Source organism: Rhizobium sp. M1, from assembly GCF_002531805.1.
Lineage (GTDB): Bacteria > Pseudomonadota > Alphaproteobacteria > Rhizobiales > Rhizobiaceae > Rhizobium > Rhizobium etli_C.
The window spans coordinates 78,303-92,281 of the sequence record NZ_NWSW01000015.1 but is presented as its reverse complement, the minus strand read 5'-3'; the positions used below and the strand labels follow the sequence as shown (position 1 = coordinate 92,281).

At 59.7% G+C, this 13,979-nt stretch carries 14 protein-coding genes and 2 tRNA genes; 4 read left to right on the top strand and 12 right to left on the bottom strand.

Annotated features, from left to right (window positions below; genetic code table 11):
- Positions 1–15: 15 nt before the first annotated feature.
- Positions 16–1,233 (bottom strand): deoxyguanosinetriphosphate triphosphohydrolase, encoded by a 1,218-nt coding sequence (locus CO655_RS16105; RefSeq protein WP_097665441.1) that lies wholly within the window; start codon positions 1,231–1,233, stop codon positions 16–18.
- A gap of 220 nt (positions 1,234–1,453) precedes the next feature.
- On the opposite strand from CO655_RS16105, the gene erpA reads away from it, so the two are divergent.
- Positions 1,454–1,786: an iron-sulfur cluster insertion protein ErpA gene (gene erpA, locus CO655_RS16100; protein ID WP_009996185.1), complete on the top strand. Its 333-nt coding sequence runs from the start codon at positions 1,454–1,456 to the stop codon at positions 1,784–1,786.
- A 125-nt stretch (positions 1,787–1,911) separates the two neighbouring features.
- Positions 1,912–2,703, top strand: a complete 792-nt coding sequence (xth, locus tag CO655_RS16095; RefSeq protein ID WP_010031084.1) for an exodeoxyribonuclease III — start codon at positions 1,912–1,914, stop codon at positions 2,701–2,703.
- A 61-nt stretch (positions 2,704–2,764) separates the two neighbouring features.
- On the opposite strand, the gene exoR is transcribed toward xth, so the two are convergent.
- From exoR to CO655_RS16060, 7 genes are all read right to left on the bottom strand, one after another.
- On the bottom strand, positions 2,765–3,562 hold the full coding sequence (gene exoR / locus CO655_RS16090; protein ID WP_097607030.1) for an exopolysaccharide production regulator ExoR: 798 nt from the start codon (positions 3,560–3,562) through the stop codon (positions 2,765–2,767).
- 19 nt (positions 3,563–3,581) lie between these two features.
- A complete protein-coding gene (locus CO655_RS16085) occupies positions 3,582–4,046 on the bottom strand; it encodes a hypothetical protein (RefSeq protein ID WP_097607029.1) in 465 nt (154 codons plus the stop codon).
- Positions 4,047–4,284: 238 nt separating this feature from the next.
- Positions 4,285–5,532 (bottom strand): OmpP1/FadL family transporter, encoded by a 1,248-nt coding sequence (locus tag CO655_RS16080; RefSeq protein WP_097665440.1) that lies wholly within the window; start codon positions 5,530–5,532, stop codon positions 4,285–4,287.
- A gap of 401 nt (positions 5,533–5,933) precedes the next feature.
- Positions 5,934–8,777 carry a valine--tRNA ligase gene (locus CO655_RS16075; protein WP_097665439.1) on the bottom strand — a complete coding sequence of 948 codons (2,844 nt, stop codon included), beginning with the start codon at positions 8,775–8,777 and terminating at the stop codon, positions 5,934–5,936.
- A 117-nt stretch (positions 8,778–8,894) separates the two neighbouring features.
- Positions 8,895–9,764 carry a DUF2497 domain-containing protein gene (locus CO655_RS16070; protein ID WP_097665438.1) on the bottom strand — a complete coding sequence of 290 codons (870 nt, stop codon included), beginning with the start codon at positions 9,762–9,764 and terminating at the stop codon, positions 8,895–8,897.
- A gap of 366 nt (positions 9,765–10,130) precedes the next feature.
- The gene (locus CO655_RS16065; RefSeq protein WP_176539264.1) at positions 10,131–10,796 is read right to left on the bottom strand and encodes a protein-L-isoaspartate O-methyltransferase; all 666 of its coding nucleotides are present in this window, start codon (positions 10,794–10,796) and stop codon (positions 10,131–10,133) included.
- Between the two features lie 468 nt (positions 10,797–11,264).
- A tRNA-Cys gene (locus CO655_RS16060) sits at positions 11,265–11,338 on the bottom strand.
- Between the two features lie 259 nt (positions 11,339–11,597).
- On the opposite strand from CO655_RS16060, the gene CO655_RS16055 reads away from it, so the two are divergent.
- The gene (locus CO655_RS16055; protein ID WP_009995503.1) at positions 11,598–11,936 is read left to right on the top strand and encodes a KTSC domain-containing protein; all 339 of its coding nucleotides are present in this window, start codon (positions 11,598–11,600) and stop codon (positions 11,934–11,936) included.
- A 54-nt stretch (positions 11,937–11,990) separates the two neighbouring features.
- Here the strand turns inward: CO655_RS16055 and CO655_RS16050 are convergent, their stop codons facing one another.
- Positions 11,991–12,278, bottom strand: a complete 288-nt coding sequence (locus CO655_RS16050) for a hypothetical protein (protein ID WP_097665436.1) — start codon at positions 12,276–12,278, stop codon at positions 11,991–11,993.
- Between the two features lie 96 nt (positions 12,279–12,374).
- On the bottom strand, positions 12,375–12,692 hold the full coding sequence (locus tag CO655_RS16045; protein WP_097607131.1) for a PGPGW domain-containing protein: 318 nt from the start codon (positions 12,690–12,692) through the stop codon (positions 12,375–12,377).
- 117 nt (positions 12,693–12,809) lie between these two features.
- Here CO655_RS16045 and CO655_RS16040 point away from each other — a divergent pair.
- A tRNA-Asn gene (locus CO655_RS16040) sits at positions 12,810–12,884 on the top strand.
- A gap of 120 nt (positions 12,885–13,004) precedes the next feature.
- Here the strand turns inward: CO655_RS16040 and CO655_RS34345 are convergent.
- Positions 13,005–13,307, bottom strand: a complete 303-nt coding sequence (locus tag CO655_RS34345; RefSeq protein WP_097607026.1) for a hypothetical protein — start codon at positions 13,305–13,307, stop codon at positions 13,005–13,007.
- A gap of 388 nt (positions 13,308–13,695) precedes the next feature.
- The gene (locus CO655_RS16030; protein WP_097607025.1) at positions 13,696–13,899 is read right to left on the bottom strand and encodes a CsbD family protein; all 204 of its coding nucleotides are present in this window, start codon (positions 13,897–13,899) and stop codon (positions 13,696–13,698) included.
- Between the last annotated feature and the right edge of the window lie 80 nt (positions 13,900–13,979).

Below are 13,979 nucleotides of genomic sequence, written 5' to 3'. Positions count from 1 at the left end.
GCGGGCGACCGCTGCCTATCGCAAATCCGGAGTGTGGTCAAACAATCGCCTGTGGGCACTGATTGCATAGGTGTCGGTCATGCCGGCCAAATAGTCGCCGACATGACGAGCCTTCGGCGCATCGGCGAGGCCGGCGATATGATCGACCCAATAATGGCTTTGCATCTCCTTGGGGCTGGCCATGTAGGCGCCGAAAAGATCGGTAACGATCTGGGCGGCGCCGGCGCGGATACGCATGATATCGGGATTGCGGTAGATGCGTTTGAAGAGCATCGCCTTGATTTGCCTGTCGGTTTCGGCCATCGCGTCGGAGAAGGTGGCAATAACCCGGTCGGCAGCGCGAATGTCACCTGCGCTCTCAGGGCGAAGAAGTGAAAGACGCTGCTGCGCGACGCCGATCACGTCTTCGACCATACGGGTGATCTGCCGGCGCATGATCTCGTGAGTGAAGCGGCTCGGCTCCAGATGCGGGTATCGCGCCCTCACCTCGGCCATCAGCCCGGCCAGAAACGGGATTTCCTCCAGCATGTCGAAAGTCAGGTAGCCGGAGCGCAGGCCGTCATCGATATCGTGGGTATTATAGGCGATATCGTCGGCAATCGCCGCGACCTGGGCCTCAAGGCTGGCGTAGGTTGCAAGCTCGAGATCGTGCAGTTCGCAATAATCGAGGATCGGCTGCGGAACCGGGCCGCGTGTGCCGACACCATTCGGCGTCAGCAGCGGACCATTGTGCTTGACGAGGCCTTCAAGACTTTCCCACGTCAGGTTGATGCCGTCGAATTCGGCATAACGGCGCTCCAGCTTGGTCACGATGCGCAGCGATTGGGCATTGTGGTCGAAGCCGCCATAGGGCAGCAGCACCTCGTGCAATGCGTCCTCGCCGGTATGGCCGAACGGCGTGTGGCCGAAGTCGTGCACGAGCGCCACGCCCTCGGCCAGATCCTCGTCGAGTTTCAGGGCGCGGGCGAGCGCGCGGGCGATCTGCGCCACCTCGATCGTATGCGTCAGCCGGGTGCGGTAGTGATCGCCATCCTGGGCGATGAAGACCTGGGTCTTGTGCTTCAGCCGGCGGAAGGCCGTCGTATGGACGATGCGGTCGCGGTCGCGCTGAAAATCGGATCGCGTCGGACTTTCATCCTCTTGGTAGAGGCGCCCGCGCGTCGTCCAGGGGTCCGCCGCATAGACCGCCCTTTCGCTGTTGCCGAAACCCAAAGCCCGCCTGTCAACCGTCATTCTTCACCGTCATTCTACCTGTTGCCGCATCTGCCCATTGACGCCGCTTTGCCCTGTTCATACCTATAGCCCGACGAAACGACAAAGAGGCGCCCGCCGACCGTTTCGCACATCATGGCCTTTTTGCGAAGATCATGGTAAGTTCTTTTGATATCAGGCATTTGAACATTTCAGTGCCAAAACCCATTCTCTCCGGATCTTGACCCCGGCAGGAGGAAACATGACGGATACGAGTGTAACCCTTTCAGATGCCGCGGCAAAGCGTATCGCTGCGATCATCGGCGCGGAGGCCGGCAAGAGCGCGTTGCGCGTTTCGGTCGAAGGCGGCGGCTGTTCGGGCTTTTCCTATAAGTTCGACCTTGCCGACAGCGCGGGCGACGATGACATCATCGTCGAAAAGAACGACGCGAAAGTGCTGATCGACAGCCTGTCGCTCGTCTATATGGCGGGCTCGGAGATCGACTTCGTCGACAATCTGCTTGGTCAATCCTTCCAGATCAAGAACCCGAATGCGGTGGCAAGCTGCGGCTGCGGCACCAGCTTCTCGATCTGACCATCCAGAAACATTTCGCTGTGCGAACGAACCGGCCGAAGAAGCGCTTCCGGCCGGTTTATCGTCTTGTCCTGTTGTGAAAGACCACGATAAAAGAAGCGCACGCAGCGAAACAGGACGAAGAGATGAAGATCGCGACTTGGAACATCAACGGCGTCAAGGCGCGCATCGACAATCTGACGCAATGGCTCAAGGATTCCGATCCCGATATCGTCTGCCTGCAGGAGATCAAGACGATCGACGAAGGCTTTCCCAGGCTGGAGATCGAGGCGCTCGGCTATCACGTCGAGACGCACGGCCAGAAGGGCTTCAACGGCGTGGCGATCCTCTCCAAGACTTCGCCTTCCGAAGTCAACCGCGGCCTGCCCGGTGATGCGCTGGACGAACAATCCCGTTTCCTCGAGGCGGTGTTCACACTGCCGGACACGCGCATTCTGCGCGTCTGCTGCATCTATCTGCCGAACGGCAATCCGGTCGACACGGAGAAATATCCCTACAAGCTCGCCTGGATGGAGCGGCTGCGGATGTTTGCGGCCGAGCGCCTCGCCTATGAGGAGATTCTGGTACTTGCCGGCGATTACAACGTCATCCCCGAGCCGCACGACTGCTTCGACCCCAAGGTCTGGGAAAGCGATGCGCTGTTTCTGCCGCAGACGCGGGAGGCATTCCGCAGGCTCGAAAATCTCGGGCTGACCGATGCGGTGCGCGCGACGACCGATGCGACGCGGCTCTATTCATTCTGGGACTATCAGGCGGGTGCGTGGCCAAAGAATAACGGCATCCGCATCGACCACCTGCTGCTATCGCCGGAGGCTGCCGACCGAATGACATCGGCGGCAATCGAAAAACATGTGCGGGCCTGGGAAAAGCCGTCCGACCACGTGCCTGTCGTCGCCTATTTCGATTTTGCGGCCTGACATCCGCAGCCCATAGCACCGCGTCATTGCGAACGCGCGACAAGGCGCTGCATGGCAGGCTTCAGTCGTCGGAGCCGCTCGCGATGGCGTGCGACAGCGATACCGCTGTGCGCCGGTCGGCCTCGTTCGAAACCGAGAAAGCCTGCTCCTGCAGCGCTTCCATCCAGCCGCAGTCTTTCGGCTTGCAGCGATCGAGAGCGGCGGTCATCAGCGCGAGACCGCGGGCCGTCTGGCCTTCGTCGAAAAGAATATTTCCGAAAACCGCCATGGCGCCGGGATGGCCGCTCTTGCGCGCCTGGTTCAACCACTTCTTCGCCTGCTGCGGGCTGGCATTGCCGCCCTCGCCGGCCAGCATCATCTGCGCCAGCTGGAACTGCGCCTCGGGAACGCCAAAGGTGGAGGCCACCTGGAAATAAAGCTGGCGGGCCTGGGTGAGATCGATCTTGACCGGGCTGCCCGATATGCCGTGCTTGTAGTAATTGGCGAGCGAGAGAAGCGCGTTGACGAAGAAGCCGGTGTCTTCCGAGCCGGGTTCGACACCCTGCTGGGCAATCTCACTGTAGATCTTGAAGGCTTCGAAATCATCCTGGGTCACGCCGTCGCCGTCGGCATACATATTGGCGAGCGCCCAGCGCGAACCGGTATGACCTTTTTCGGCGGCGTATTTGTAAGCTTCGACCGCCTCCTCCTTCTGTCCGTTTTTATAGGCCTTGAAGCCGAACTTGAAGAGGTCGAAAGGACCGGACTCCTTGCTGACGTCGCTTTTGATGTCGAACGCGCGAACCGGGCCGGACATTGCCAGCGCGATCCCTAAACCCATCAGCATGAATTTGAACAATTTGAACTCGGACGTTACCATTTCAACCGATTTCTTTCGTTCATCGCAGGCAGCCGGCGCCGGCGCCGGGCAGACCGTGGATGTATTCATTCGAGGCGAGCGATCCCGCGGCGAGCTCCATGGCTCCTTTGCCCGCGTCGCATCCAGCCCATTGGCCTTTTCCGAAAGGCCGAATTTTCAGCATGTCATCTAGAACCACCCGGCTCCCGGCATGGCCCGACTGCAATCTGCCTGGCATTCCTTTGGCAGGCGCGGCATCCGCCTTCCTGCCCTTATTGCTTTCGTAAACAGCAAATGTGACGAAACCAGTATCGGCTTCTCCGCCAAAGCAGCGCCGCTCAGGCGCGCGGGTCGAAAAAACCGGCATTGGATGAATCGACAACTTCATTGCAAGGTCGGATCTGCGGCCGGAACAGCCTCGTTCAAAAAGCGAAACGGCCGCAATCGAACGACTGTCGCCAATCGCGTCGCATGATCTGTTGTTGCCGGAAAAAAATCGACCCATGCTACTCTTTACACGCACCTTCAGTCTGCCGTCTCGTCGCCTGCCAATAGCGCTGCGCCCTCTTTGTGGCGGGAAATAGACAAAATCGCCCCGCCGCCACCATATGCCAACCGTCGTAAAAAAGTGTTGCTGAATCGTCACAAATTCGGCGCGGGAATAGTATGAATAAGTATGATTAACGGGCGCCAAAATAGAAGAGCCCGGCAGGGCCGGGCTCTCAATTCTTCAAACCGGAGTATTAGAACTTAATCTTTAGGCTCGTCGACAGTGCAGTGACCAGATCGTTGCCAAAGGAATAGGAGACCTTATCTCCATAGGTGACGCCGTCCTGGGTCACAACGCCGGACGAACCGCTCGTCAACAGACCCACGGCGCCGGCGATGCGCCATTCGATATGTTCGGTCGGCGTATAGGCTGCGCCGACACCCAACGTCCAGCTGTCTGTCTGCGCACCGTAGCCATGGCTGGTGCCGCGGTCCCAGGTCAGGCTGACCGCACCGGCCCACTGATCCGTGAACTTGTGGCCGACACCGCCGGAGATCGTCCAGCCGTCACGATAGAGAAGGTCGAGCGAGGTCAGACCACCCGCGGGGCACGACAGGCCGTTGGTCGGGCAGAATGCTACCGACTGCAGGACGCTCCAATTCGTCCATTTAACCGATCCGAATGCAAGCCAATCCGGAGCTATACCAGTCTGAACCTTCAACTCCAGAGAGTCCGGAGCTTCTGCGGAACCGGACACGGGCGTGATTAGGCCTCCATATATCGGCACAACCGGAACCTGACGCAGATCAACAGTTCCGGTCAAGTCGTCGTACTTGACGCGGCTGTTATAAACCAGGCTCGCACGCATAGCATATTCCGGGATCTCGTAAGCAAGACCAGCGCGCCAGCCCCAGCCGCTGTCTTCGAGGTCAAGGCGACCGACGCCGGTGCCGGTGCCGAGCAGAAGCGGAAGTGTTGAAACCAGACGTTCCTTGAAGCCCTCGACTTCCTGATAGAAGGCGCCGCCAATGAAGCGAAGCTGCCCGGGACCGACGTCAAAACGATAGGAGCAAGTGCCGCCATAGTTGCGGGTCTTGATTTCCGTTTCGATGTTGTCGTTGGCGCCAGCCCAGTTCAAACCGGGATCGGAATGCCCGCCGAAGGGCTCGGAATAGTCGACAAGGCAGTCGATCGTATCGGCGAAGCCGGCTTTGAAGCCGATATAAGGAATGGTGTAATTCGCCGTCTCGTCGGCGGTGTCCGAACGGGTGTTGAGATTGCCACCCCCAGTTAAGACGGAGGTATTCGTGTCACGGACGTCCTTCAGCCTGCGCTGCGGGGTGACGTAGATCACACCCGACTGAAACGAGAAAGGCGACGTATCGAACAGCTGATCGATATTGTAGCCGCCGCGCTCCAGACCGCCGGCGAAGGCCGGCGATGCAAGCGACGAAAGAAGAACGAGCGACGTTACGCCCTTGGAAAACCTACGCGATGCCATTGTGTCTCCCCCACTCCAGCAATTGATGTGACGCCACTCTAGTAAGTGTTCGCCTGACATGGCAACGCGCCCCACGGCAGCGCTCCCGGGCATTGCAGTGGCCAACTTACGTAAAGAAATTGACGGACACGTCAAAAAATCTGGTTAATAAAATTTTATTCCAGAGTTATTGCTTTTTCGTGGAGCTTTTGGGTTTTCATTCCAAACATTGCGGAAGCTGTATCAATCCGACAACAGTGGCAGTTTTCGCCCGCCGGATGCCGGTAGAGCCCCAATCCACAGGCTGAGCGCCTGAAATCAGCCGCTTTCAGGACCGAATCACGTGGGCGCCCCGAACGACAAAAGACGCGCCCGAGACCGGGCGCGTCTTTGAAATAACTTACCAAAATGGGCGACGAAACTTATCCGGCTTCGCTCACCCTGGAAAGGGCGATCTTCAGGCTCGCCATCTGACCCTTCAGTTCCTCTAAACGCTCGCGCTCAGCCTCGACCACTTCGGGATTGGCATTGGCGACGAACTTCTCGTTGGAGAGCTTGCCGTCGATGCGCGACATTTCGCCTTCCATCTTGGCAATCGCCTTTTCGAGACGCGCCTTTTCGGCGGAGAGGTCAATCAGATTGCCGAGCGGCAGGCAGATGGTGGCCTCGGCGACGACGATCTGAGCTGCTCCCTTCGGCGCATCGTCGGCCAGCGATATCGCCTCGACACGCGCGAGCCGCTTGATGGCGGCGTCGTGGCGGAACAGCCTTTCGCGCGTCAGGTTGTTGGCCTTGACGACGACGAGCGGCGCTGTCGCCGATGGCGGCACGTTCATTTCGGCGCGCACCGAGCGGATGCCGGAGACGAGGTCGATCAGCCAGTTGATCTCGTCGGCCGCGGCGTCATCGGCATAGGAGGGCGCCGGCCATTCGGCATGGCAGACCAGCGTGTCGCGCTCTTTGCCCTCGCCTGCCGTATGCGCCCAGAGCTCTTCCGTCATGAAAGGCATGAAGGGATGCAGCAGCTTGTAGATCTCTTCGAGGATATAGGCGCTGCAGGCCTGGGCTTCGGCCTTGGCGCCCGCATCCTCGCCGTTGAAGACCGGCTTCAGCAGCTCGAGATACCAGTCGCAGACCTCGTTCCAGACGAAACGGTAGAGCGCGCCGGCGGCATCGTTGAAGCGGAAGGCTTCAAGCGCTTCCGTTACGTCACGTTCCGTACGGGCAAGCTCCGTCAGGATCCAGCGGTTGATGGTGAGTTCGGCCGCCTCCGGCACGAAATGCGGGTCGCTCTTGGCGCCGTTCATCTCGGCAAAGCGCGTGGCGTTCCAGAGCTTGGTGCCGAAATTGCGGTAGCCGGCGATGCGGGCCGGATCGAGCTTCACGTCGCGGCCCTGTGCGGCCATGATCGCCAGGGTGAAGCGCAGCGCGTCGGCGCCGTATTCGTCGATCAGTTCCAGGGGGTCGATGACGTTGCCTTTCGACTTCGACATCTTCTGCCCGTTCTTGTCGCGCACCAGCGCGTGAATGTAGACGGTATGGAAGGGTTCGACGGGATCGCCATTGTCGTCCTTCATGAAATGCAGACCCATCTGCATCATGCGAACCACCCAGAACGGGATAATATCGAATCCGGTGACCAGAACATTCGTCGGATAATAGCGTGCAAGTTCCGGCGTCTGCTCGGGCCAGCCGAGCGTCGAGAAAGGCCAGAGCGCAGAAGAGAACCAGGTGTCGAGCACGTCCTCGTCACGCGTCAGGATTTCGCCGGGCTTGAAGTTTTCGAGCAGGTCCTCGACATAGGCCTTCATCGGCCCTTCGTGCGAGAGGTAATGCTGAATCGCCGCCTGCAGCGCCTCTTCCTCGGTCTTTTCGACAAAGACCTGACCGTCGGGACCATACCATGCGGGAATCTGATGCCCCCACCAGAGCTGACGCGAAATGCACCACGGCTCGATGTTCTCCAGCCAGTTGAAATAGGTGTTTTCCCAGTTCCTGGGAATAAACCGCGTTCTTCCCTCGCGAACGGAATCCAGGGCGGGCTGCCCCAATGTCTTGTTGTCGACAAACCATTGTTCCGTCAGCCGCGGCTCGATCGGCACGCCGCCTCGGTCACCATGCGGGACCATATGCTTATGCGGTTCGATCTTGTCGAGGAGGCCGGCCTCTTCGAAGATCTCGACGATGACCTTGCGCGCATAGAAACGGTCCTGCCCTTCCAGGCGGTCCCAGGCGCCGTGGAGTGCGGCCGGATTGTCGAGGCCCTCGAGGAAATCCTCATTGTCCTTGATTGCAATGGTGCCGTCGACGTTCATGACGTTGATGGCGCGCAGCTTGGCGCGCTTGCCGACGTCGAAGTCATTGAAATCATGGGCCGGTGTGACCTTCACCGCGCCCGTGCCGGCCGTCGGATCCGCATAGGAATCGGTGACGATCGGAATCTTGCGGCCGACGATCGGCAGGATGACATGTTTGCCGACGATCGGTTTGTAACGCTCGTCTTCGGGGTTCACGGCAACGCCGGTATCGCCGAGCATCGTTTCCGGCCGCGTCGTCGCGACGACGATATAGTCACGCGTCTCGAATTCGGTCGGCTTGCCTTCCTCGTCGAAAGCAACCGGGTATTGATAAGTGACACCCGGCTCAAGGGGATAACGCAGATGCCAGAGATGGCCTTTCACCTCGTGCTGCTCGACCTCCATGTCGGAGATCGCCGTCAGCAGCTTGGGGTCCCAATTGACGAGGCGCTTGTCCTTGTAGATCAGGCCCTCCTTATAGAGCGTGACGAAAACCTCGAGAACCGCCTGTGACAGTCCTTCATCCATGGTGAAGCGTTCGCGGGACCAGTCGCAGGACGCGCCCAGGCGCTTCAGCTGGTTGAAGATCAGGCCGCCCGATTCGGCCTTCCACTCCCAGATCTTGTCGATAAAGGCTTCGCGGCCCATTTCACGGCGGCCCGGCAACTGCTGTTCCATCAGCTTGCGCTCGACGACCATCTGGGTGGCGATGCCGGCGTGATCCATGCCCGGCTGCCAGAGCACGTCCTTGCCGCGCATGCGCTCGAAGCGCACCAGGATGTCCTGCAGCGTGTTGTTCAGTGCGTGCCCCATGTGCAGCGAACCGGTGACGTTCGGCGGCGGGATCACGATACTGAAGGTCTCGGCCCCGGGCTTGGCGTTCGTGCCGGCGCGGAAGGCATCCGCTTCATCCCATTTGGCGGCGATTTTCGGTTCGACGGCAGCGGAATCATAGGTCTTGTCGAGCATTTTCTGACCAATTTCGAGGTTCGAGGATGGGCGTTTGTAAATAGGATGGCCACAGCCAAGTCAATAAAAAAGCCGCCCCGGAGACCGGAGCGGCTTTTCCAGGAAAAAGCAATCCGATCAGCGGCGCGGGCCGCGCGCCACGCGTTCGATTTCCTCGCGCACCAAGCGCTCGACCAGCGTCGGCAGATTATCGTCAAGCCATTCGCGCAGCATCGGGCGCAACATATCCTCGGCGATTTCGTCCAGCGAGCGGCGTTCCGCACCGTCGATCGCCGCGGCAAGCTCCTCGAAGGAGCGGCTGATCTGCAGGCCGGCATCTTCCGAAAGCAGCGTCGGCTGGACCTCCTCGACGACGCTCGGCAGAAAACGCTCGGTCGACGAACCAGCGGGTTCCAAAGCCGGCGGCGGCGGTTCGACGGCGGCGGCCGGCGCGGCGACGGCGACCCGCGGCGTTTCGACAAATGCCGGCTCGGTTGGCTGCGGGGGCGCAACAGGGGGAACGGGTGCGGCGGCGGCCGGGAAAACAGACTGTGCCGGCTGCGGCTGCGGGGCTGCGGCGCGCGGCGGTTCCGGCATTACGGTGGGCTGCGGTTCGGGCTGGCGGAAGCCGCTCGGAATTTCGCGCAGGGCCTGGCCGGCCTGCACGGCGCTGCGCTCGGAAGCGGCACGCACACGGGCGGCGACATCGGCAAGCGACAGCGCGCGGGCCGGCGCTTCGGTCTCGGGGGCAGTGCCGGCCGAATTGGCGGCGACAAAACGCGGATCGGAAGAGCGCATGGCCGGTTCGGGAAACTCCACGCCGGCATAGGTGTCATCGACCGTCAGATGGATCTCGGAGCCGTTTACGTCCTCATCGGCGCCGTAAACCGGCGGCAGGGATGCGGAAATCGCCTTGCCGGCACCGGGTTCATTGCTTTCGATGATCTGGCGGATGGACGCCAGAATTTCTTCCATGGACGGTTCACGCGCTACACTTGGCTGAGCCATATCTATCCCCGTTATCCCAAAACAACGACCGGATGGTGTGGAGCGTTCATCCGAATCACCACGACCTTAGAATACCCCAGACGTGAAAAAAATCATCGCGAATCAAATGAATGCGGCCATGCACAGTTTTGTTACCCAATGATTGCCGTCGGCAATTCGCGGCCGAGGCGTCAGGATAAATGATGTTTGTGAAGGGTTTCCGGCAGTGCGAACGAATCCGCCCGGAAATCGGAATCGATCCTGAGGGCGGATGCGTCGATTCAAACTGTCACAGCGTCCTTTGCACGCCTGAAAAGACACGCGGCGCGCACAATAAAAACGGGCGCCATCGGCGCCCGTCGCTGAAATTCACCGCGGAGAACAGCGTCAGAAAACGAATTCGCGCGCCTTGGCAAAACCCGGCAGCGGCTTGACCGAAGCGTTGAAGAAGACATTCTCCGAAATGGCGCCGCGCTCGGCGACGAAGACCTTGGCGCGGGCTGCATTGCCATGCCCCTCGACCGTGACCAGACGGCCGCCATCGCGCAATTGACCGAGAAGAGCGGTCGGAACTTCCTCGACCGCGCCATTGATGAAGATCAGGTCATAGGGAGCGCCGGCAGCATAGCCCTTTTCGAGCGGGCCGGTCACGACTTCCACCTTGCCGTAGCCGGCAAGCTTTGCCTTCGCCTCGGCGGCCAGCGCCTCGTCGCATTCGAGCGCGATGACGGAGCCGGCGATGATCGACAGCAGCGCCGATGTGTAACCGGTGCCGCAGCCGACTTCGAGAACGAAATCATCCTTGCTGATGGCCGCCAGTTGCAGCAGCTTGGCGAGTGGCGAAGCCTCCATCAGGAAGCGGGCCGGCTTGCCCGGTGCGGCAGCGGAGATCTCGACGTCGTTGTCGACATAGGCCAGGAGCTTTGCCTTCTCCGGCACGAAAGCCTCACGCGGCACCGTGAGAAACGCCGTCAGCACGGAATGCGAGGTAACGTCCGTCGTGCGAACCTGGTTGTCGACCATCTTTGCGCGCGCTGCTTCGAAATCCATCATGTCCTCTCGCTCTTGAAAAGCGGTTCCTGTCCCCCGTCTCTTAATCCCCGACACGGATGCTTTCAAGGCTTGGCTGCGGTCGGCGAGAAGAATCCGGCGGACGCCTCTTTCGCGCCACAGCAGGGACAAGGCGCTACAGCCCAAACGTGGAATCCTTTGCCCCTTCATGGTATGATTTGCAGCGGAGGAAATAGGAGGAGCAGGCCATGTCTGCGATTTTCGAATATCTCACGCTGTTCGATTTTTTCATCCTCGCAACGCTCATCGGCATCTTCTGCTGCGGGCTGCTGGACGGTGAAACGAGCTGAGAAGCGCGCGCTCCGGCATGGCTCTGATGGCGCCGGCCACAATCTCATGCGGGCGGAGGCGGGCTGCGCACGCCGCTTGAAAGTAAGCTGGAGCGAGCGACGCGCGATCGTCTCGAAATTATCGAGGTTCCGCAATCATTTATCAGCGGTGGGGAGATATTGGAGGCCTCGCCCGGAATTGAACCGGGGTACAAGGATTTGCAGTCCTCTGCGTCACCACTCCGCCACGAGGCCTCACGCGCTCATCATCTGAGCCGTGGCGAGCGTTTAGAATGATCGTAAGGAAATCGCAAGAGGGCATTTTGGAAAAACGCCATTCCGCGGCAGTCGAGAAGACCATTTTTCCATCCGGGCCAGGCCCCGCCCGGGCTGAAATTTCCTCTCGGCGATCACGCCCTGTTTCGCACCAACCACAGCATTTGAACCAACTCTTAACTTGACTTCGAACGCCTACCCGCCATCTTCCGCCCCGGGAGGGTATAGGAGCTGCTGTATGAAATGGGCTGCCCTCAAGTCAAATCAGGGACGTGCGGCGTATAATGCCGAAACCGGCGATCTCCGCGTAAAGTTCTCCGGTTCCGCGGCGGTACGACATGCCGACATTCCGCCGCATGTCTATCAGAACCTGCTGGAAACGAACGATCCCCATTTCTATTACCAGTACTATATCGCGCCATCGCGCGTCTCGCCGGCTCGTCGAGGGCCGATCTCGATGGTCTCCTACGGACTGAAGCTCGTTCTGCTTCTGGCCGCCTGCAGCCTGTTGATGGCAACCGACCTCGATCCGGGCCATGACGTGATTTTCGAGGAAAGCCAACTGAGATCGAATTAGAACCGCATGCGCCCGGATCCATGCGTCTCGATTCCGGCAGGCTACAGGGCGCAATCAGGCAACGATGCTGACCGTCGCAAGCGAGGTCCTGCTCCGGGAGCGGTAGCGGCGATCATCCCGGCCACGGTCGTTCTCGCCGTCGCGCTCATTGCGGCCGTTAAAATTGCGATAGTTGCGAGGCCCGCTATAGCCGCCGCCCTGGCCTTGGTCGATGACGCAGCCTTCCGGACGGCGGCAGATACCGCTGGCATCAAATCCGCGGCTGTCGACGGGCTGGGCTCCGGCGGAGCCTGCCGAAAGAAACGCCGCCGCTGACAGGACGACAATCAAGAACACCTTCATTACCTCACCCCGGACGATCGTGGCGCGCTTGGAGCTCCATAAATCACGAATGCAAAAGGCGATCCACAGTTCCGCGGAGCTCTGCGGCGAGGGCCGTCACCCGGCCGGCCCACGCCGCCTGTGCCACCAGACGGCCAGCCGGCGCCGAAGCCGGCGCGCTATGGGAAGATCATGCGAGAGCACCAAGAGGCCGAGCGGCAGCATCCAAAAACCGAGGATCGGAAGAAAGCCCAGCAAGCCGCACAAGACGAGCGCCATGCCGATTGCCATCCGCCCGATGCGCGAACGCGGCATACCGATGCTGAAGGAGCCGAGCATAAGCCTGTGGCTTGCGTGATCGATGCCGAAGCGCCGTGCCTGCACCCTGCGCTTCTCGCTGCCCTTGCTGTCCCGGAGATCATCCCTATTTGTCATTTCCCAGAGATGGGCATAGGCCACCCAAATACAAGTTCATTTCATTTTTTTGAAAAAACCGCTTGGCAAATCGGGCAAGCATTTGTATTAGCCCACTCACACCGCGCCAAGCAGTGATCCCTGGTAGCTCAGCGGTAGAGCATTCGACTGTTAATCGACAGGTCGCCGGTTCGAATCCGGCCCGGGGAGCCATTTTTCAAGTAAGCGCCTTTTTGTTGAAAAATCCGAAAGTAGGCGCTTTTTTCCCACTTTCCCTCCGTTTTAGACCGCCGGCATTCGCGCCGACGGCTCAAGTGGCCCGGGCACTGCCAACTAAAAATTGAAATACACACTCACACCTGACCGACGGCGGGGGTAATAGTCGCGATAACCGTAATAGTCGCGATACCGCGGACGGTAGCAAGAGTCGTAGTACCGGCAGTCACGGTGAGCGTACCGGCGTTTCTTCCAGTGGCCGTACGCATGTCCATTACCATGACGACGGTGTTTGACCTGCTCGACATCGGCGGTGTGCATAGCTACCGCTTTTGGCACTGCGATCGGAGTGGCGTTTAGCGGCAGGGCGAAACATGCAGCCAAGACTGTCGCTGCGACTGCGGGGAAAAGCTTGTTCATCGGCGCATCCTTTCAGCCCGCGAGTCTGGGTTAATAGGCATTAACCTAACATGAACGGCTCTCCGCCGTGGACTTTCCAGAAAGAGATCGGCCGGCGCGATACAGGTCCTAACTATCACTGGTGCGAGTAGCGAAGATCCTCAGTCCGAGACCGGAACCTTGCAGGCGCTCTTTCGTTAAAACAGTAGGATTGCACGGTGTTCCTCCGTGTGATTCGTTTGTCAGAACTTGCCCCGTCTCGGCGGGGCTTTTTTTGGGTTCGGCGCTCACCGCAGTCGCGGAACGGGGCAGGCCCCAGCAAGTTTGAACGTCGAGATATGCCTTTTGGATAGGCGCGGAAAATCACCGGACCGAAGACCGACGGAGTCCCCTGCCCGGTGCATGCCGATTACCAAGTCTGGCGACTACACCAGTCATCGATATCTTTCTTGGCACGGTCTTTCTCGTAGCCGTAGCGCTCTTGGATCTTGCCTTCGAGCTGATCGCGCTTACCATCGATGACATCAAGGTCATCGTCGGTCAGCTTGCCCCACTGCTCCTTGACCTTGCCTTTCACCTGCTTCCAGTTACCTTCGACGCGGTTCCAATCCATGGTTATTTCCTCCTATCGTCAGAATAGAGGAACGGAGGCGAACGATAAGTGTTCCGCTTCGTCGGGCTGCCAACCATTGC

What these genes read in the sequence shown, in the direction of transcription:
- CO655_RS16105 (WP_097665441.1), bottom strand. Translation starts at nt 1,233, where the DNA reads ATGACGGTTGACAGGCGGGCTTTGGGTTTCGGCAACAGCGAAAGGGCG.
- erpA (WP_009996185.1), top strand. Translation starts at nt 1,454, where the DNA reads ATGACGGATACGAGTGTAACCCTTTCAGATGCCGCGGCAAAGCGTATC.
- xth (WP_010031084.1), top strand. Translation starts at nt 1,912, where the DNA reads ATGAAGATCGCGACTTGGAACATCAACGGCGTCAAGGCGCGCATCGAC.
- exoR (WP_097607030.1), bottom strand. Translation starts at nt 3,562, where the DNA reads ATGGTAACGTCCGAGTTCAAATTGTTCAAATTCATGCTGATGGGTTTA.
- CO655_RS16085 (WP_097607029.1), bottom strand. Translation starts at nt 4,046, where the DNA reads ATGGGTCGATTTTTTTCCGGCAACAACAGATCATGCGACGCGATTGGC.
- CO655_RS16080 (WP_097665440.1), bottom strand. Translation starts at nt 5,532, where the DNA reads ATGGCATCGCGTAGGTTTTCCAAGGGCGTAACGTCGCTCGTTCTTCTT.
- CO655_RS16075 (WP_097665439.1), bottom strand. Translation starts at nt 8,777, where the DNA reads ATGCTCGACAAGACCTATGATTCCGCTGCCGTCGAACCGAAAATCGCC.
- CO655_RS16070 (WP_097665438.1), bottom strand. Translation starts at nt 9,764, where the DNA reads ATGGCTCAGCCAAGTGTAGCGCGTGAACCGTCCATGGAAGAAATTCTG.
- CO655_RS16065 (WP_176539264.1), bottom strand. Translation starts at nt 10,796, where the DNA reads ATGATGGATTTCGAAGCAGCGCGCGCAAAGATGGTCGACAACCAGGTT.
- CO655_RS16055 (WP_009995503.1), top strand. Translation starts at nt 11,598, where the DNA reads ATGAAATGGGCTGCCCTCAAGTCAAATCAGGGACGTGCGGCGTATAAT.
- CO655_RS16050 (WP_097665436.1), bottom strand. Translation starts at nt 12,278, where the DNA reads ATGAAGGTGTTCTTGATTGTCGTCCTGTCAGCGGCGGCGTTTCTTTCG.
- CO655_RS16045 (WP_097607131.1), bottom strand. Translation starts at nt 12,692, where the DNA reads ATGACAAATAGGGATGATCTCCGGGACAGCAAGGGCAGCGAGAAGCGC.
- CO655_RS34345 (WP_097607026.1), bottom strand. Translation starts at nt 13,307, where the DNA reads ATGAACAAGCTTTTCCCCGCAGTCGCAGCGACAGTCTTGGCTGCATGT.
- CO655_RS16030 (WP_097607025.1), bottom strand. Translation starts at nt 13,899, where the DNA reads ATGGATTGGAACCGCGTCGAAGGTAACTGGAAGCAGGTGAAAGGCAAG.